Origin of the sequence: Arthrobacter humicola (genome assembly GCF_039531445.1) — a bacterium.
Classification (GTDB): Bacteria; Actinomycetota; Actinomycetes; order Actinomycetales; family Micrococcaceae; genus Arthrobacter; species Arthrobacter humicola.
In genome coordinates this window covers 93,510-111,665 of record NZ_BAAAQB010000008.1, presented here as the reverse complement: position 1 = coordinate 111,665, position 18,156 = coordinate 93,510, and the positions used below count along the sequence as shown (strand labels likewise).

Sequence of the window (18,156 nt, the reverse complement as noted above, 5' to 3'; positions counted from 1 at the left end):
CGAGCGGCCGGACTGTCGTGTTGCACCCCGGCGACGTAGCCTAGCGAGCATGGAAGACCCCTACGATCTTCAACGGTTCGTAACTGCCCAGGACTCCGGTGGAACGTACGGGCATGCCCTGGCGGAGCTGAGGTCCGGCACGAAGGGGAGCCACTGGATGTGGTTTGTGTTCCCCCAGCTCGCCGGGCTGGGCCACAGCGAGACCGCCCGCAGGTACGCGATTTCATCGCTGGACGAGGCGCGGGCTTATTACCGGCACGCGGTCCTGGGCCCGCGCCTCGTGGACGTCGCCGCCGCTGTGGCTGCCGTACAGGGACGGTCCGCGGTGCAGATCTTTGGAAGCATCGATGCCCGGAAGCTGCACTCGTCCATGACTTTGTTCCTGCGGGCCGCCCCCGGTGAGACCGTGTTCCGCGACGTCCTGGACCGTTACTACGACGGTGCCCCGGACCCCGCCACGAACCAGCTGCTGGACGGATAGGGAGTCGGCGGGCACGGCGGGGCTACCGACACATCCTGCCCCGGGCACGGCTAGGTGTCAGCCGCCGCGAGGGCCGTGATCATCCGTTCCATGCGGGCGACGCCGGCAAAGCGTCCTGCGTTGTCCGTGACGAGCAGGGGGTCAAAGCGGCTGTCCCGGGTCCGCGTCATGGACCGCGCCAGTGCCTCGCTGAGCGGTGTGTCCAGGTTGACCCGCATGCCAGGGCTCACCATCCCCAGCGCCGCCGCCGAGGGATCGAGCACCGCGACGGGCCGCAGGTACTCCCCCATCAGCACAACCGACTCCAGGGCAGGGTTACCGTCAAAGGCGGCGGCCGCCGTCGCCGCGCTCGTGGCCGTCGTCGCCGGTTCCACGATGTCGCGGATAATGCTTTGGTGCGTCACGGGCGGTCTTGACGCCAGGCGGTGGGCGATGTCAAGGTCCAGCGCTTCCCACGCCGGCCCCGGTCGGGCCAGGCAATACCCCTGCACCAGGGGAACGCCGAGGGCGGCAAGGGCGTCCAGTTCTTCCACCCGTTCCACGCCCTCGGCCAGGATCCAGGCATCGACGCGGCTGGCAAAAGTTCCGAGCATGGAGATCAGGGCGCGCTTGGCTTCGTCGCGGTCGACGTCCTGGATGAGCTCGCGGTCAATCTTGATCAGCGAGGGCCGCAGGGCAAGGAGGTGACGGAGCCCCGCATAGCCGGCTCCGGCGTCGTCGACGGCGATCAGGGCGCCTGCGGCGCGCAGCTGGTTGAGGTCAGGTTCCAGCTCCAGATAGGAGTCGATCGGTGTTTGCTCCGTGAGCTCAACCACGAGGCCGCCAAGGTTTCCCTGATCGCGCCAGATCTCGCGGATGCTCTCCGTCAGGAGCAGTTCAGGTGAGACGTTGAGCGTCAGGAAGCAGTTTGGCGGCAACGTGGGACGCGCCGCGAGCGCTGCCCGCAAGGCTGCGGCCTCAAGCTCGGCCGCGTGCCCGTGGGTGCGTGCGGCGGCAAACCACGCTTCAGGGTTCTTTTCCGCGAAACCCGGAAATCGCGCCAGGGCTTCGTAACCCACCACTGTGCCGCGGGCGGTGTCAACAATGGGCTGGTAAGCCGCGGAAAGGCCTTCGCCGCGGCAGGCGGCCGCCAGATGCTCTTTCCAGCCCGGGGCGGCCCCGGCGCCGGGCGGGAGGCCGCCTGCCGCGTGAATCAACTAACGGGGACGATGGCTCTGTGGACGGACTGCACGACGTCGGCCGGCAGCTCCTCCAGGCCGTGGGCGGTCGCAGCGTGGGCTGCCACATTGACCAGAATTTCATCATCCGTACTGCACACCCAGCGGGCTTCACAGCCGGGAACCACATCACCACAGGCAAACGACTTCACGTCAGCTCCTTCTTCTTCGACAGCGAACCCGACAACCCTACGATGCCCCCGCCCGGAAAACTGAGATTTGGCTTGCAGAAAAGCCGGGTGTTTCCGGTAATCAATCGCTGGCCGCCAGGGCTTCGGCGGCCACGGCGGCCGCTTCGATCCGGGCCCGGTGAACAGCCCACCCTTCGGGGGTGCGCGCCGAGAGGTTCGGGTCATCCGGGCGTTGGCCGGCGCTCCCGTCGATGAGCTCACGCAGGATGTCCGCGTGGCCAAGGTGGTGGGCGGTCTCGACGCACATGTGGACGAGGATCTGGTGCAGGGTCACGTGCTTGCGCTCGTCCGGCCACCAGGGCACAACGCCGGGCGCGTCTAGGGCAAGGTCATCGATCGTGGCGTCGCTGTGCGCGGCAGCGAACCGGTGCAACTCCACGATCTGCTCCCGTGTCTCGCCGGGGGCCGCCCACATGTCGGCATCCGGCTCTGCATCGTCGGCAAGCCACGGCAGCTCCAGGCTGCCGGGCCGGCCGAAGACCTCGCCAAAGTAGCCGAATTCGACGCTGGCCACGTGCTTGACCAGGCCCAGCAGGTTGGTGCCGGTCGGAGTGAGCGGCCGGCGCACGTCGTACTCGCTCAGGCCCTCAAGCTTGCCGAGGAGGTCGGCGCGGCGAGTGCTCAGGTAACGGTGCAAGATCGCCTTATCGTCCATGACGGGCACTATACCTAACCCGGTCAACGGGCCCACCGGAAAACAGGTTTCATCAAACGTATGGAATAATCGGCGACAGCGGGCCTCGGGGGGAGGCCCCGAATGACAGGACACCAACGTGAGTCACGGTCCCGGCGCCAGTCGCCTCGTGCCCGCCGCTGCGATTCTTGCCGCATTCTTGGCCGGTTTGCTGACCGCGTGCGGTTCCGGTGCGGACGCGTCCGGCGGACCCGCGGCGGGGCGGCCGGCGGCCGCGGTGCCTGCATCTCCGGCAGCCTCCCCGTCTCCGGCGGTCCTGCCGGGGACAACGGAGATGAACGGTTACTTCCTGCCCATGCGCTATACGGCCGCCGACGGCGACACCTGGGAGGGCATCGCCGCCCACTTCCGGATGACGCCCGAGATCCTCAGGAGCTTCAATGAACCGGTGCCGCTTGCCGCTGGGCAGGTGGTCGATCTCCGAGGCGTGGACGTCCCGCAGCTGGGGGCCGGCGGCCACGTCACCGGGCAGGACGGCCAGGGACGCCTGCTGTACAGGACGGTCCCCGGGGACACCCCCTCGGGCATCGCGAGCCGCTACGGCGTCCCGCTCCATGCACTGCGGATGGCCAATCTGGACTTGCTCACCGGCGGCGAATGGATTCCGCCCGCCGGTACAACAGTGACGATCCCGAATGCGCCGACCGACTGAGCCACGGGTTTCGGAGGTCCGCGGATCCGCAGGCCAAGAAAGCGTGGACGCTAACGTTTCAGCGTGGCCTCCGGGCTGGATACCCTGCCGGCTGCATAGGTGCTGGCAGCCTGCATGGTGTCGCCCGCTACGAAACGTCGACGAACACCGTCCGTGATCGGCGCGACGTAGAGCTTCTTCAGGGTTGCACTGCGGTCCTCGTAGTACGCGTAGGCTGTCCCCCAGGCGAACGAGCGGAAGCCCTCGAGCCCCGAGTCGCACAGAGCAACATAGTTCCCGGCCGCGTTCCAGGCGTAGCACAACTGGTACGGGAGCTTGCCGAGTTGGCCGGCAGGCGCCTTGCCGATGTTCTGGTCTGCGGTCCAGGTCTGATTGGCCCCCACCCAGGACACGCGTTCGAGCGTGGTCGGCCACATCACCATGTACGGGTTGTAGTACCAGCCGTCGGTGGCCCACGTGATCTTTCGGTCCACGTGCAATCCTCCCGCTGCGCTCATGCTGTAGACGACGCGCGCGGTTCCCACCTTGCTCGCGCTGCCAGGGTGGTACAAATCCGACAGCCGCTCGATCGTGAACCCGTTCGAGGTGTAAATAGCGCCAACGGGCGGCGTGAGAGTCTTGGCATCGGCGTAGACCGTCCATGACGTTGGGCGATCGTAACCGTGTTGGTTGCCGATGTAGGAGTCCGTCCCGCCAATGTCAACGCCCAAGGCATATTCCCAAGCTGACGGGTCACGAGTTCCAGAGCCGCCCAGCTGCTCATCAAGGACCCACGTCGTCTGACTGTTCGGGGTCGGGTGGTCGCGGCCGATGGCAGCTACCGTCATGTGGGGCCCCGGCGCCCCTTCAGGGCAGGAGCGCAATGTGTCCGACTGGTCGAGCATCACACCGTAAAAGTCCATGGTGCTACCGACGCCAGTAGCGTTCGTATTGCCGATACGGAGAAGCATGCTGACTGTCCCGGCCGGGGGTGTTGCAGTTACCGAGGTGCGGACAAAGGTGGATCCGGTGATCGTGGGCGAGTAGGAGCTGTTGCCGACTACCGCGCCGCCGGAGTCGAAAAAAACCATCTGCAGGGATACCCCAACAATTCCAGCCGCCCGAAGATAGGCAGACATCGTGTACGCCACACCGGGAATGACTGTTATGCGAGGGGTAATATCCACCCGCTGGTTGTGGATGCCGGCGGCACTATCCGTAACAGTCAGTCGGAAGTATGCGTTGCCCTGGGCCGGGGTACCGCCTGCCCCCTTCGACACTGCCGCCCGGGTTGCTGCGCACCCCGAAAATTCCACCTCGGCCGACGAACTGCCAACCAGATTAATGGGGATGGAACCGGCCCTCGGCACGCCAGTCCCCAGAACGGTAACGGTGTAGGTCCGCTGAGCGTCGAGGTTTGTGGACAGGACCACGTCCGTGACGGAGCTTGCGCCGTATGTGTGCTGGTTTACGTAATAGGCGCTGGATCTGATGTTCTCCGCGTCGATATCGCCCTGCGTGACCAGCCCGGCCTCCAGCATCGCCCTTCCCGACAGCAGATCAAACGGTGTATGGGTGGCGCCCAGATCATCCACCATTCGGACTTCGGCAATCCCGTTCGACGAGTGCGCGGTGAAGCGCAGAAGGGCGGCACGGCTGCCCAACGGCAAGGTGAATCGGGCGTACTCGCTGCGGGTCGCGGCCCGGCGCCCGGCCAACGGTGCGGAGTCTTCCCAGCTCGCACCGTTCCACGTCCAGCCCGCCTCATCCCAGTTCGTATACAGGCTCGCGCGGTAGGCGGCGAAATTGTTCAACTGCACGAGTTGCCGTGCCTCGGCGCCGCCGTCAGCGTTTGGGGAGTTACTGAACGTGTGGACCATCCACCGCAGCGGATCCAGCTGGTAGCCCATCCAGTACTTGTACTTTGATGGGCGGCGGAGGAAGCACTTACCGGAGGGCATGGGTCGGGTGCGTGACAGCAGGTTGTGTCGCAGCGGGTCCAAGAGTTGGGCGAGATAGTTGTCCTGCTGGGCTTTTTGGGCGTTAGCGGAGATGATCTCACTACCATGGCGGAGTACTTCGTTATCATCAGGCCTTTTGGAGCCTGGCAGTGTGGTCTCTGTCCCCAATGGAAGTCCTCTGCGTGATTCGTGGTGAGCCAGTCTTCGTGTTGCCTATTCTGCCTGTCCTTGGGACTGACCCGGGCCACGCCGGCCCGCGCCACTCAATGGCACGCGAATCTCGCTGGAGAGATCCGGGACTATGGCAGAAGAGGGAATGAATCCTCTTTGCGTCGCAGGTCAGAGGCCGGACCCCGGAAATTCAGGGGTTTTGTGGTGAAGGGCGGGCCCGTCGCCTGGGCGCAAATTCCGACAACGGGCCCCTGGCCCGCCTTCGTGGAGTAACGTGTGACTCAACTCACTAGGAGGGGTTCACATCAGCTACAAGTATCGAACCGTCAGAGTTCGCGGCACCGACATGGTTGGAACCATTGCGCGAAAACACGGGAGCGCGCCCGAGATATACGAAACGTCCAAAGACCCGAGCACTTCTGTAGTTCCGGTGTTCTTCCAGGCAACGGGCGAGGTCCGTTTCTTTGACCGATCCGTGCTGGAGGACGTACCCAAGGCCACCGACCAGCAGCCATAACGCATCCTCACGAAGCAAGCCTCATGTGGTGGCTTGTGGCCTGTTTCACGAGCAGTCGCGCTCACAAGGCGCCCACACACCATGCCCGGGAAATGACAAAGGGCTCTACTTCCTTGCTATTGCTAGGAAGTAGAGCCCTTTGCTTGGGTGGCAGATGAGGGATTCGAACCCCCGTAGGCGTTGCCAGCTGATTTACAGTCAGCCCCCTTTGGCCGCTCGGGTAATCTGCCGAACTTCAAAAGAAGATCACTCGCGATTCCTCGTCCCGGAACGTCTGTTTCCAGTCCGTTCCGCTTCCAGAACCCGCGGGCAAGACAACTTTACAGAACTTCCGCCGAAGAATCGAATCGGCGACTTGGCGAGCCAAAAAGCCCGGAAATTCAGGCGTCTCCGAGAATGCGTCCGGCCAGCCGGGCCTCGAAACGCGCCGCCTGCTCCGCAGTGACCTGGTTCAGCTGAACGGCGCGGGCCAGATCGGCGTGGACGCCGTCCAGGCGGGCCGAGGCATCCGCGGCCGGGCTCAGAATAATGGAGGCCGCCAGCGCGGCGGCGGCAACGGACGTCGCCGTCGCGGCCAGGGTGCTGGCAGCGGCGGCGGTGGTGCGGGTGACGTAGCGGACGGCTTTGTGGTGCATGCTCTTTGCCTTTCAGCGTCGGTTCCAACCCTTGCAACTCTGCTCAGCCCGGCTTCGTTCCCGCAATGAGTTAGCTATGAGCGGACTGTGAAACGTAGCCCCGGGCGGCAGGCCTCCGGATCGGGGGTATCCGTATTAGGCTGGAATGCAGACATCCCGGCCTTTCACCAGGCACCCGGCAACCATCAGGAGGACAGTCATGGCAGGCGAATCCACGTTCGACGTCGTCAGCAAGGTAGACAAGCAGGAAGTCGCCAACGCGCTGAACCAGGCGCAGAAGGAAATCGCCCAGCGCTACGACTTCAAGGGCGTCGGCGCCGAAGTCGATTTCAGCGGCGAGAAGATCCTCATGAAGGCCAACTCCGAGGAGCGGGTGCTGGCAGTGCTCGACGTGCTGCAGTCAAAGCTCATCCGCCGCGGCATCTCGCTGAAGTCCCTCGACACGGGCGAGCCCTACGCCTCCGGCAAGGAATTCCGGCTCGAGGCCTCCATCAAGGAGGGCATTGCCCAGGACCTCGCCAAGAAGATCAACAAGCTGATCCGCGACGAGGCCCCCAAGTCCGTCAAGTCGCAGATCCAGGGCGACGAGCTCCGGGTGACGTCCAAGTCCCGCGACGATCTCCAGGAAACCATGAACCTGTTGAAGGGCTTCGATGAGGCCGACCTGCAGTTTGTGAACTTCCGCAGCTAGCGGTCCCTCCCCGGCGCAATTTTCCTCAGGACGCGCAAAAGAGCTGGCGATGCCGGAACTCCGGTGTCGCCAGCTCTTTTGCGTGTCGCGAACGTATCCGCTCGTCGCCAGACCGCAGCCAGCGTCAGCTGAGCGGGCGGCCGGCCATCCGTTCGAGCCGGTCGATCCGCTCCGCCATCGGCGGGTGGGTGGAGAACATCTTGGCCACGCCTGCGCCGCGGAACGGGTTGGCGATCATCATGTGCGAGGCGTTCACCAGCTTCTGGTCCTGCGGCAACGGCGCCAGTTGCACGCCCTGTTCGATCTTGCGCAGGGCGGAGGCGAGCGCCAGCGGATCGCCGGTCAGCGACGATCCGTCCTCGTCGGCGTCGTACTCACGCGTTCGGGAGATGGCCATCTGGATCAGGGAGGCAGCGAACGGGGCCAGCAATGCCATGGCGATCGCGGCAAACGGGTTCGCGTTGCGACGGTCCCCGCCGCCGAACAGCAGCATCATCTGCGCCACCGACGTGATGACGCCGGCGACGGCGGCGGCCACCGACGCCGTCAGGATGTCCCGGTTGTAGACATGCATCAGTTCATGGCCCAGGACGCCGCGCAGTTCGCGGGCGTCCAGCAGCCTCATGATGCCCTCGGTGCAGCAGACGGCGGCGTTCTGCGGGTTCCGGCCGGTGGCGAAGGCATTCGGCGCCATGGTGGGCGAGACGTAGATGCGCGGCATCGGCTGGTTGGCCCGGCCGGACAGCTCCCGGACGATCTGGTAGAGCTGGGGCGCCTCGGCCTCCGTGACGGGATACGCCTGCATGGCACGAATGGCCAGCTTGTCGCTGTTCCAGTACCCATAGGCCGTGGTCCCGATGCCGACCAGGGCCATGATCCAGATCGGCGCGGCACTGCGCGTCCCGGCCGCGATGAAAGCGCCCAGACCCAACAGCACCGCCCACAGGACCCCGAAAAGGGCCGCGGTCTTCAGTCCGTTGTGATGCTGATGCACTGGTCCTCCTGATGACCCGTATGTCACTGACCTGCAGTTCACAGTCCTACCAAGGAAAACGAACCGCTACGGCACCGGGTTCCGCGCGTCGTAGCGCAGGAATCCCGACTGCAGGTGGGCCACCGTCCAGGCCACGGCAATGCATAGCGCGCCGCCGAGCAGCAGGACCCATCCCTCGTTCCACAGTTTAGTCGCGCCGCCGGCCAGCATGTCCCCGATCCGGGGTCCACCGGCCACCACCACCACGAACACACCCTGCAGCCGTCCGCGCAGGTGGTCCGGTGTGGAGGCCTGCAGGATGGTGGTGCGGAAGACGGCGCTGACGGAATCCGCGATGCCGGCGAGCGCGCAGCACAAGGCGGCGGGCAGCAGCCACACCGTCACGCCGCCGCTGCCGGTATGCCCCGCGAGGACAACCACCAGGCCGAACGCCGCGATGGAAGCACCCCAGCCCATCACGGACCACACGACGGCGGCACCCTGCCGGCGAACCCGGCCCAGCGGCCCCGAGAACAGGCCGGACAGGAACGCCCCCACGGCCATGGCGGCCAGCAGGATCCCTACCGTTGCCTCACCGCCGCCGATCATCAGGGCGCCGATGGCAGGCAACAGCGCTCGCGGCTGGGCAAAGATCATGGCCACAAGGTCGATCACGAACGTCATGCGAAGGTTGGGCCGGGTGCCAAGGAAGCGGAAGCCCTCCACCACGGAACGCAGCCCGGCCGGCCTGGCATGCTTCCCGGGCGGCATGGGCGGCAGATTCAGGAGCGCCCAGAACGCAAAGGCGAAGCTGACGACGTCGATTGTGTATGTCCAGCCGAAACCGATCCAGGCCACGAGCACGCCGGCCAGGAGCGGCCCGGCGGTCATGGTCAGGCCGAAGCTCATCATGCTCAGGGCGTTGGCGGCCGGCAGCAGCTCCTTGCGGACCAGGGCCGGGATGATGGCGCTGCGGGCCGGCTGGTTGATGGCCTGGGCACCGCTTTGCACCGCCACGAGGACGTACAGCAGCCACACGTTGCCCAGCTGCAGCCACGCCTGCAGGGCCAGGGCGACGGTGGTCAGCCAGAGGACGGAGGAGGCCAGGAGGGCGACCGTGCGGCGGTCGTGGGCGTCGGCGATCGAGCCGCCCAGCAGTCCCCCAAACACCAGCGGAACGAGGGCGAAGATGCTCAGCAGGCCCACGTACAGGCTGTCCTGGGTCAGCCGGTACACCTCCAGGCTGACGGCCACCACGGTCAGCTGGCTGCCCAGGGCCGACACGGAGGACCCCAGCCACAGACGGCGGAAGGCCGGACTTTCGCGCAACGGCGTCATGTCCGCCAGAAATTTCCCCACCGGGCAACTCTAGCGGCGGCCCGGGCGGCTTGTGACGCGGACGGACGTAGTTAGCCGTGCCTTATTGTGAGGCAGTCATAATAAGTGCTTGAATGGGACCATGACGGATTCCACGGGCAGCCACGACGCATGGGCGGCCGCCCTGCGTGCCCACGGCCGTCGGGTGACCAAGCAGCGCCTGGCCGTGCTGGCCGCCGTCGAACATCACCCGCATTCGCCGGCGGAGGCGATCCTTGCCGCCGCACGGCAGGAACTGCCGGACCTGACCGCCCAGTCCGTCTATGTGGTCCTGGGCGACCTCACCGATCTGCACATGCTGCGCCGGTTCGAACCCCCGCACTCCCCCGCGCTGTACGAAACCAGGGTGGGCGACAACCACCACCACGCCGTCTGCATCAGTTGCGGCCGGGTGGAGGACGTCGAATGCGCCGTGGGCCACGCGCCCTGCCTCACCCCGCACTGGGACGCGAACGCCAAGCCGATGACCATCCAGATCGCGGACGTGCTGTACCAGGGCATCTGCCAGGACTGCCAGCGCACCCAACAACTTCCCTCCGAACGAAACTAACAAACCCAACCAAAGGAGAATGATGACTGAGAACATCTCTGTGCCCGCCGTGTCCACGACACAGTCCGGCGCTCCCGTCACTTCCGACGCCCACTCCAAGTCCGTCGGCGCCGACGGTGCGATCATCCTGACCGATCACTACCTGATCGAGAAGCTCGCGCAGTTCAACCGAGAGCGCGTCCCGGAGCGTGTTGTCCACGCCAAGGGCGGCGGCGCCTTCGGTACCTTCAAGACCTCCGAGGACGTCTCGAAGTACACCAAGGCCGCCCTGTTCCAGCCCGGCACCGAGACGGACATGCTCATCCGTTTCTCCTCCGTCGCCGGCGAGGCAGGCTCCCCCGACACCTGGCGCGACCCCCGCGGGTTCGCCGTGAAGTTCTACACCACCGAGGGCAACTACGACCTCGTCGGCAACAACACTCCGGTGTTCTTCATCCGCGACGGCATCAAGTTCCCGGACTTCATCCACTCGCAGAAGCGCCTCCCGGGCACCCACCTGCGCGACGCCGACATGCAGTGGGACTTCTGGACGCTCTCCCCCGAGTCCGCCCACCAGGTCACGTGGCTCATGGGCGACCGCGGCCTCCCGGCTTCCTGGCGTGAAATGCAGGGCTACGGCTCGCACACCTACCAGTGGATCAACGCCGAAGGCGAGCGCTTCTGGGTCAAGTACCACTTCAAGTCCAACCAGGGCGTCAAGTCCATGACCGGCGACGAAGCCGAGGCCTTGGCCGGTGCTGATGGCGACTTCTACATCCGCGACCTCCAGGAGAACATTGCCGCCGGCAACTTCCCCTCCTGGGACCTGCACGTCCAGGTCATGCCGTACGAGGACGCCAAGACGTACCGCTTCAACCCGTTCGACCTCACCAAGGTGTGGCCGCACTCGGACTACCCGCTGATCAAGGTCGGCACCATGGAGCTGAACAAGAACCCGGAGAACTACTTCGCGCAGATCGAGCAGGCCACCTTTGCGCCGTCGAACTTCGTCCCGGGCATCGCCGCTTCCCCTGACAAGATGCTGCAGGCCCGCATCTTCTCCTACGCGGACGCACACCGCTACCGCGTCGGCACCAACCACGCCCAGATCCCGGTGAACCAGCCCAAGAACCAGGTCAACAACTACAGCCAGGACGGCGCGGGACGTTACCACTTCAACGCCCCGTCTGTTCCGGTCTACGCACCGAACTCCGTCGGTGGCCCCGCTGCCGTGGAGCCCGCGGTTGCAGGCGGCGGCTGGGAGAACGACGGCGAACTGACCCTCTCCGCGCACGCCCTGCATGCGGAGGACAGCGACTTCGGCCAGGCCGGCACGCTGTACCGCGAGGTGTTCAACGACGGCGAGAAGGCCCGTCTGCTGGACACCGTCACGGGTGCCGTCGGCGGCGTCAAGAACGCCGACATCAAGGAACGCGCCATCCAGTACTGGACCAACGTCGACGCTGAGTTCGGCGCCAAGCTGCGCGCCAACCTGGGTGCCGGCCAGGTTGAGTCCGACGCCGAGGCCGCCAACAAGGTCTAATCAGCAAGGCCCGTTTGTGACCGGCTGAGCCCATGAACGCCCCGCCACGGAAATCCTCCGGAGATCCGTGGCGGGGCGTTTTGCCGTTTTCCACATAGGTGCTCGCGGCCCTCGCCACGAGACGCGGCAGATCCCTAGGATTTAGCCATGACCGCATTTGCAGGCATTCCGGATGACGCCTTCCGGTTCTATTCCGAGCTTGAACAGAACAACAACCGGGACTGGTGGCTGGAGCACAAGCCGGTCTACGATGCCGCGGTGAAGGGGCCGTTGACCGAGCTGCTCGCCGAGCTGGAACCCCGGTTCGGCCCGGCGAAACTCTTCCGACCCAACCGGGATGTCCGCTTCTCGCCGGACAAGTCGCCCTACAAGACGGCGCAGGGAGCGTTCGCAGCGCTGGCGGAGGGAGTGGGTTTCTACGTCCAGCTCAGTGCCGACGGCCTCCTCATCGGCGGCGGCTGTCACACCCACACCCCGGCCCAGCTGGCACGCTTTCGCGGTGCCGTGGACGACCCCGCCAGCGGAGAGGCCTTGCAGGAAATCGTGCGCCACGTCGAGGCCGCAGGGTTCGCCGTGGAAGGCGAAAGCCTGAAGACCGTGCCGCGGGGCTTCGACAAGGACCACCCCAGGGCGGAGCTGCTCAAACACAAGTCCCTCACGGCCGGCGAGAACGTGGGGCAGCCCGCTTGGCTTGCGGGGCCCGGGGCCGTGGCGGAAGTGGCCCGGCGCTGGGAGGAGCTCCGTCCCCTGGTGGAGTGGGTCGGCCGTTACGCGGCTCCCTGACCTGGACCCCGGTCTTCAGCGTCAGATGTGCTGGCCGTCGGTGGCGAGCCGCCGGTCGAGGTTGTTGAAGAAGACCAGCATCATCAGCTCGAAGGCCTCGGTGGCTTCCTCGGGCTGGTTGTTGACGACAAAGTCGAACTGCAGCCCATAGAACGCGGCGGTGAAGAGACGTGCGTCGGTGTCGGCGAACTCTGGCCGGATCCCCTGGATGACGAGCCAGTCCCGGGACTTCTCGTGCAGCATGCGGAAGTGCTCCTGGGCTGTGCCGCGCGGCACAGCCGCCACCACGTCCTGCGCCGTCGCCTCAAATTCCAGCCGGGCCAGGTGCCGGTTGCGCTGCGCCATGGTCCACTGCCAGGACTCCAGGAGGAAGGCCCGCCAGGCATCCCTGTCGATGTCCCGGACGTCGGTGGCACGGATGCTGTCCAGCCGGGATTCGATGCCGCGGATGATCTCGTTGATCAGCTGTTCACGGTGGCCGAAGTGGTACACCAGAACGTAGCTGCTGACACCCAGCCCGTCGGCGAGGCTTCGAAACGTCAGCTCCGCCAGCGTCTTGTCCATGAGGTAGTCGAGAATCGCCGACAACAGTTCTGATTTGCGTTCCGGTCTTGCTGGGCGGGCCATGTCTCCATCTTAGGGAGCCGGGGTCCTCCGCGTCCGCCGGCTGTAGCCTCCCGAACCGGACGGTCCAACGCTGAAGTCGCCGGAGCCTTGCCAATTCGCCGGAAGTTGTCGGCGAATTCGCAGGTCTCCGGCGACTTCGATTTGTCGGGACCGGCATTTCCCGATCAGGAGCGGGTGAGCGCGTCTTCCTCGTTTGCCGGGGCGGCGGTGACGGCGCCGTCCTTGGCAGGGCCATTCACGGAGGCCCGGGCCGCCGCGAACTTTTCGTTCAGGCGGGAGTGGCGCTGGCCGTAGGCGAAGTAGATCGCGATGCCAATCACGAGCCAGATCGCGAAGAAGATCCAGGTTTCCACGGCGAGGTTCGTCATGAGGTAGAGGCACAGCACGGCCGAGACAACCGGGAGCACCTTGCCGAACGGGACGCGGAAGCTCGGCTTCAGGTCCGGGCGCTTCTTGCGCAGGACCAGGATGCCCAGGCTCACCATCACGAAGGCGGAGAGCGTGCCGATGTTGATCATTTCCTCGAGCAGGTCCACGTTGGTCAAGCCGGCGACGATAGCCACGGCGGCGCCGCAGATGATCTGGAGGCGGGCCGGCGTCGCCCGGATGGTGCTGGTTTTGGACAGGGATCGCGGCAGCAGGCCGTCGCGGCTCATGGCCAGGACTACGCGGGACAGGCCCATGAGGAGCACCATGATGACGGTGGTGAGGCCCACGAGGGAGCCGAAGGCGATGACCTTGGCGGCGTCGGTGTTGCCGACGGCCTCGAAAGCGGTGGTAAGGGTCGGGTTCTTGGCCTCGGCGAGCTTGGTGTAGGACACCATGCCGGTCAGGGCCAGGGACACCAGGATGTAGAGCACCGTGACGATCGCAAGGCCGCCGAAGATGCCGCGCGGCAGCGTTTTCTGCGGGTTCTTGACCTCTTCGGCGGAGGTGGCGACGACGTCGAAGCCGATGAAGGCGAAGAAGACCAGGGCGGCGCCGGCGAAGATGCCGAGTGTGCCGTACTGGGCAGGGGCCGCACCGGTGAGGAAGCCGAAGAAGGACTGTTTGAGGACGTCGGCGGTTCCGGTGCCGCCGGTCGGCTCGGAGGCCGGCACGAACGGAGCGTAGTTCTCGAACTTCACGTAGGTGAAGCCGACCACGATCACGAAGAGCACCACCGCGATCTTGATGAGCGTGAAGATGTTGCCGACGCGGGCGGAGAGCTTGGTCCCGAGGACCAGCAGCACAGTGAAGATGGCAACGATCAGGAAGGCACCCCAGTAGAGGTCAACGCCGCCCAGGGAGATCGACGGCGGAACGTCGACTCCCATGAGCGCAAAGACCTTGCTGAGGTAGATGCCCCAGTACTTCGCGATCACGGCACCGGCTGTGAAGAGTTCCAGGATCAGGTTCCAGCCGATAATCCACGCGAGGATTTCCCCCATGGTCGCGTAGGTGAAGACGTAGGCGGAGCCCGCCACCGGGATGGCCGTGGCAAACTCGGCGTAGCACATGATGGCGAGCGCGCACGTGACGGCGGCGATCGCGAAGGAAATAGTCACGGCCGGCCCGGCGAAATTCGCGGCGGCCTTGGCGCCAACCGAGAAGATCCCGGCGCCGACGGCGACCGCGACCCCCATGATCATGAGGTCCCACGTGCTGAGCGAGCGCTTCAACTTGCGTCCGGGCTCATCGGCGTCGGACATGGACTGCTCGATGGATTTGGTCCGGAAAAGGTTCATAGGAAAGTCCGCAATCTCGATAACTGGTTTGGAAACAGACCTATCTAGTGTAGTGTCCATCCACTGGACGGCCCGATTTGTCCCATATAGTGAGACGCGGATGTGGGCCGTGCCGGTGTTGCCGGCACGGCCCACATCTCTCGCGGTGAGCCCTACGCTCCGCCGTTCCGGCTCAGACCGGCCAGTTTTCCATCAGCGCCGAGCGGATCAGGAACCGTTTGCCTTCCGGGGCCTCCACCGAGAAACCGCTCCCCCGGCCGGGGACGACGTCGACCGTCAGGTGCGTGTGGCTCCAGTAGTTGAACTGCTCCCGCGACATCCAGAATTCCACCGGCTGGGGCTGGATTCCGTCCGAAATATCGAACAGGCCAAGCAACACGTCCGAGTCCCCTGTGATGAACTCCCCGGCCGGGTAGCACATGGGCGAGGAACCGTCGCAGCAGCCGCCGGACTGATGGAACATCAGCGGGCCGTGCTGCACCCACAGCTTGCGCAACAGGCCCACAGCCTCCGGGGTGAGCGCCACGCGGGAAAAGTCTTCCCCCGGGCGGGTCACGGCGGCGTCGAGCTTGGTCTCCGACATCAGCGTCCTTCTTTCATCAGAACCTCAGCACCACACGGCCGTCGATCTTGGCGTGCTTCATCTCATCAAGAACGGCGTTCACTTCGGAAAGCGCCCTCGTGGACACCGTGGGGTGGATCTTGCCCTGGGCGTAGAAGTCGAGGGCCTCCTCAAGGTCCTGCCGCGTGCCCACAATGGAGCCCCGGACCGTCAGCCCCTTGAGCACAATCTCAAAGATCGGCGCCGGGAAGTCGCCCGGCGGCAGCCCGTTGAACACGATCGTTCCGCCGCGCCGGGCCATCCCAATGGCCTGCCCGAAGGCTGACGGGTGCACTGCCGTGACCAGGACTCCATGGCATCCTCCGGTTTCGCGCTGGATAACTTCGGCGGGATCCTCGTGCAGGGCATTGACCGTCAGCTCTGCACCGTGCTTCTTGGCCAGGGCGAGTTTGTCGTCGGCGATGTCCACCGCCGCGACCCGCAGCCCCATGGCCACAGCGTATTGGACAGCGATGTGGCCGAGTCCGCCGATCCCGGAGATGGTGACCCACTGGCCGGGCTTGGCCTCGGTCATCTTCAGGCCCTTGTAGACGGTGACGCCCGCGCAGAGCACCGGAGCCACTTCCACCGGATCTGAGCCGGCGGGGATTCGGGCAGCGAAGCGGCTGTCCACCAGCATGTACTCGCCGAAGGAGCCGTCCACGCTGTAGCCGGCGTTCTTCTGGGCCTCGCAGAGCGTTTCCCAGCCCGTCCGGCAGAACTGGCAGTCGCCGCAGGCGGACCAGAGCCATGCGTTGCCCACCAGGTCTCCGACGGCCAGGTCAGTGACGCCTTCGCCGAGGGCCACGACTTCGCCCACGCCTTCGTGGCCGGGAATGAACGGCGGGGTCGGCTTCACCGGCCAGTCGCCTTCGGCCGCATGAAGGTCCGTGTGGCAGACGCCGGTGGTGATGACCTTGACCAGCGCCTCACCGCGGCCCGGGGAGGGAATAGGGAGGTCCTGGATCTGGAGGTCTTTGCCGAATTCAGTTACTACAGCTGCTTGCATTGTCGTCGTCATTGGCGAAATCCTTGCGTAGTTTTGGGGCCTAGATATGGGGCGTAGCTTTAGGGCGTATTCAGGGTTTGGTGTACTCCGGGGGGTGGTGGGTGGTATGTCCCGTCCGGGGGTGGCCAGACATGGTGCGGGCGGGGCGGATCACGTCCGATCCGCCCCGCCCGGGTCAGTGCGGCTTAGAAGAAGCCGAGCTTGTTCTCGTTGTAGCTGACCAGGAGGTTCTTGGTCTGCTGGTAGTGGTCCAGCATCATGGAGTGGTTCTCGCGTCCGATGCCGGAGGACTTGTACCCGCCGAACGCGGCACCGGCCGGGTAGGCGTGGTAGTTGTTGACCCACACGCGGCCGGCCTGGATCTCGCGGCCTGCACGGTAGGCAACGTTGCCGTTGCGGGACCAGACGCCGGCACCGAGGCCGTAGAGGGTGTCGTTGGCGATCCCCATGGCGTCGTTGTAATCGCTGAAGCGCGTCACGGACACCACCGGGCCGAAGATCTCCTCCTGGAAGATCCGCATCTTGTTGTGGCCCTCGAAGATGGTCGGCTGGACGTAGTAGCCGCCGGCCAGGTCCCCGGTGAGCTCGGCGCGGGCGCCGCCGGTGAGGGCCTTGGCGCCTTCCTGCTTTCCGATGTCGATGTAGGACAGGATTTTCTCGAGCTGGTCATTGGAGGCCTGGGCGCCGAGCTGCGTCTCGGTATCCAGCGGGTTGCCCTGGATGATCTTCTGCGTGCGGGCCAGCGCGTCGGCCATGAACGAATCGTAGATGCCTTCCTGGACCAGTGCGCGGGACGGGCAGGTGCAGACCTCGCCCTGGTTGAAGGCGAAGAGCGTGAAGCCTTCAAGGGCCTTGTCGTAGAAGGCGTCGTTGGTGTCGGCGACGTCGTTGAAGAAGATGTTGGGGCTCTTGCCGCCGAGTTCCAGCGTGACCGGGATCAGGTTCTGGGAGGCGTACTGGCTGATCAGCCGGCCGGTGGTGGTTTCGCCGGTGAAGGCGATCTTGCGGATCCGCGGGCTGGAGGCCAGGGGCTTGCCGGCTTCGACGCCGAAGCCGTTGACCACGTTGATGACGCCGGCCGGCAGGAGGTCGCTGATCAGTTCCATCAGCACCAGGATGGAGGACGGGGTCTGCTCGGCCGGCTTCAGGACGACGGCGTTGCCGGCGGCGAGGGCCGGGGCGAGCTTCCAGACGGCCATGAGGATCGGGAAGTTCCAGGGAATGATCTGGCCGACGACGCCGAGGGGCTCGTGATAGTGGTAGGCGGTGGTGTCGTCGTCGAGCTGGGACAGCCGGCCCTCCTGGGCGCGGACGGCCGAGGCGAAGTAGCGGAAGTGGTCGGCGGCGAGCGGAATGTCCGCGTTGAGGGTTTCGCGGATCGGCTTGCCGTTATCCCAGGATTCGGCGACGGCGAGCATCTCGGTGTTCGCGTCGATCCGGTCCGCGATCTTGTTCAGGATCGCGGCGCGCTCGGCCACGGAGGTCTTGCCCCAGGACGGCGCAACCTTGTGCGCGGCGTCCAGCGCCAGCTCAATGTCCTCGGCGGTGCCGCGGGCCACCTCACAGAAAGCCTTGCCTGTCACGGGGGTAATGTTCTCGAAGTACTGGCCCTTGACCGGGGCAACCCACTCGCCGCCGATCCAGTTCTCGTAGCGGTCCTTGAAGGTGACCTTCGAGCCCTCGGTACCGGGCTGGGCGTAAACAGTCATTGCTAGCTCCTTTGCTGTGCAAGAGAGGGGGCAGCAAGGCGCTGCCGGCCCCCGTTGCCCTCAGCCTAGGGGCGCGAAGGTTGCAGTCA

The 18,156-nt window shown here is 65.5% G+C and carries 18 protein-coding genes and 1 tRNA gene; 6 read left to right on the top strand and 13 right to left on the bottom strand.

Annotation, left to right across the window (positions count from 1 at the left end):
* The first annotated feature begins 49 nt into the window (after nt 1-49).
* Nucleotides 50-481, top strand: a complete 432-nt coding sequence (locus ABD243_RS03090) for a DUF1810 domain-containing protein (protein ID WP_344361955.1) — start codon at nt 50-52, stop codon at nt 479-481.
* A 50-nt stretch (nt 482-531) separates the two neighbouring features.
* Here the strand turns inward: ABD243_RS03090 and ABD243_RS03085 are convergent, their stop codons facing one another.
* The 3 genes from ABD243_RS03085 to ABD243_RS03075 all read right to left on the bottom strand — a co-directional run bounded on the left by ABD243_RS03085 (nt 532) and on the right by ABD243_RS03075 (nt 2,544).
* The gene (locus ABD243_RS03085; protein WP_344361953.1) at nt 532-1,677 is read right to left on the bottom strand and encodes an EAL domain-containing protein; all 1,146 of its coding nucleotides are present in this window, start codon (nt 1,675-1,677) and stop codon (nt 532-534) included.
* A complete protein-coding gene (locus tag ABD243_RS03080; RefSeq protein WP_116765177.1) occupies nt 1,674-1,850 on the bottom strand; it encodes a DUF1059 domain-containing protein in 177 nt (58 codons plus the stop codon). The genes ABD243_RS03085 and ABD243_RS03080 overlap by 4 nt, the downstream gene beginning before the upstream one ends.
* A gap of 100 nt (nt 1,851-1,950) precedes the next feature.
* Entirely contained in the window at nt 1,951-2,544 is a 594-nt protein-coding gene (locus ABD243_RS03075) for a DinB family protein (RefSeq protein ID WP_116765178.1), read from the bottom strand.
* A 313-nt stretch (nt 2,545-2,857) separates the two neighbouring features.
* On the opposite strand from ABD243_RS03075, the gene ABD243_RS03070 reads away from it, so the two are divergent.
* The gene (locus ABD243_RS03070; protein ID WP_116765179.1) at nt 2,858-3,235 is read left to right on the top strand and encodes a LysM peptidoglycan-binding domain-containing protein; all 378 of its coding nucleotides are present in this window, start codon (nt 2,858-2,860) and stop codon (nt 3,233-3,235) included.
* A 50-nt stretch (nt 3,236-3,285) separates the two neighbouring features.
* Here the strand turns inward: ABD243_RS03070 and ABD243_RS03065 are convergent, their stop codons facing one another.
* The 3 genes from ABD243_RS03065 to ABD243_RS03055 form a co-directional block, all read right to left on the bottom strand.
* Nucleotides 3,286-5,124: a hypothetical protein gene (locus tag ABD243_RS03065; protein ID WP_344361948.1), complete on the bottom strand. Its 1,839-nt coding sequence runs from the start codon at nt 5,122-5,124 to the stop codon at nt 3,286-3,288.
* 887 nt (nt 5,125-6,011) lie between these two features.
* Nucleotides 6,012-6,093 (bottom strand) — tRNA-Tyr (locus ABD243_RS03060).
* A 150-nt stretch (nt 6,094-6,243) separates the two neighbouring features.
* Nucleotides 6,244-6,498: a hypothetical protein gene (locus tag ABD243_RS03055; RefSeq protein ID WP_344361945.1), complete on the bottom strand. Its 255-nt coding sequence runs from the start codon at nt 6,496-6,498 to the stop codon at nt 6,244-6,246.
* A gap of 199 nt (nt 6,499-6,697) precedes the next feature.
* Between ABD243_RS03055 and ABD243_RS03050 the strand changes: the two genes are divergently transcribed.
* Entirely contained in the window at nt 6,698-7,189 is a 492-nt protein-coding gene (locus ABD243_RS03050; RefSeq protein ID WP_018773569.1) for a YajQ family cyclic di-GMP-binding protein, read from the top strand.
* A 124-nt stretch (nt 7,190-7,313) separates the two neighbouring features.
* Here the strand turns inward: ABD243_RS03050 and htpX are convergent, their stop codons facing one another.
* Both htpX and ABD243_RS03040 read right to left on the bottom strand, forming a co-directional pair.
* Nucleotides 7,314-8,183: a zinc metalloprotease HtpX gene (gene htpX, locus ABD243_RS03045; RefSeq protein ID WP_091255984.1), complete on the bottom strand. Its 870-nt coding sequence runs from the start codon at nt 8,181-8,183 to the stop codon at nt 7,314-7,316.
* 66 nt (nt 8,184-8,249) lie between these two features.
* On the bottom strand, nt 8,250-9,521 hold the full coding sequence (locus ABD243_RS03040) for an MFS transporter (protein WP_344361940.1): 1,272 nt from the start codon (nt 9,519-9,521) through the stop codon (nt 8,250-8,252).
* Nucleotides 9,522-9,621: 100 nt separating this feature from the next.
* On the opposite strand from ABD243_RS03040, the gene ABD243_RS03035 reads away from it, so the two are divergent.
* The 3 genes from ABD243_RS03035 (at nt 9,622) to ABD243_RS03025 (ending at nt 12,394) form a co-directional block, all read left to right on the top strand.
* Entirely contained in the window at nt 9,622-10,089 is a 468-nt protein-coding gene (locus ABD243_RS03035) for a Fur family transcriptional regulator (RefSeq protein ID WP_344361937.1), read from the top strand.
* Between the two features lie 40 nt (nt 10,090-10,129).
* Entirely contained in the window at nt 10,130-11,611 is a 1,482-nt protein-coding gene (locus ABD243_RS03030) for a catalase (protein WP_344362109.1), read from the top strand.
* 147 nt (nt 11,612-11,758) lie between these two features.
* Nucleotides 11,759-12,394 carry a DUF2461 domain-containing protein gene (locus ABD243_RS03025; RefSeq protein WP_116765185.1) on the top strand — a complete coding sequence of 212 codons (636 nt, stop codon included), beginning with the start codon at nt 11,759-11,761 and terminating at the stop codon, nt 12,392-12,394.
* A gap of 21 nt (nt 12,395-12,415) precedes the next feature.
* Here the strand turns inward: ABD243_RS03025 and ABD243_RS03020 are convergent, their stop codons facing one another.
* The 5 genes from ABD243_RS03020 to exaC form a co-directional block, all read right to left on the bottom strand.
* A complete protein-coding gene (locus tag ABD243_RS03020; protein WP_091251315.1) occupies nt 12,416-13,021 on the bottom strand; it encodes a TetR/AcrR family transcriptional regulator in 606 nt (201 codons plus the stop codon).
* A 164-nt stretch (nt 13,022-13,185) separates the two neighbouring features.
* Nucleotides 13,186-14,748: an amino acid permease gene (locus tag ABD243_RS03015; RefSeq protein ID WP_344361933.1), complete on the bottom strand. Its 1,563-nt coding sequence runs from the start codon at nt 14,746-14,748 to the stop codon at nt 13,186-13,188.
* A gap of 172 nt (nt 14,749-14,920) precedes the next feature.
* The gene (locus ABD243_RS03010) at nt 14,921-15,331 is read right to left on the bottom strand and encodes a DUF779 domain-containing protein (protein WP_344361931.1); all 411 of its coding nucleotides are present in this window, start codon (nt 15,329-15,331) and stop codon (nt 14,921-14,923) included.
* Nucleotides 15,332-15,347: 16 nt separating this feature from the next.
* Complete coding sequence (gene adhP / locus ABD243_RS03005; protein WP_175460442.1) at nt 15,348-16,370, bottom strand: alcohol dehydrogenase AdhP; 1,023 nt, start codon at nt 16,368-16,370, stop codon at nt 15,348-15,350.
* 173 nt (nt 16,371-16,543) lie between these two features.
* Nucleotides 16,544-18,067 carry an acetaldehyde dehydrogenase ExaC gene (exaC, locus tag ABD243_RS03000; protein WP_116765187.1) on the bottom strand — a complete coding sequence of 508 codons (1,524 nt, stop codon included), beginning with the start codon at nt 18,065-18,067 and terminating at the stop codon, nt 16,544-16,546.
* Nucleotides 18,068-18,156 lie beyond the last annotated feature (89 nt).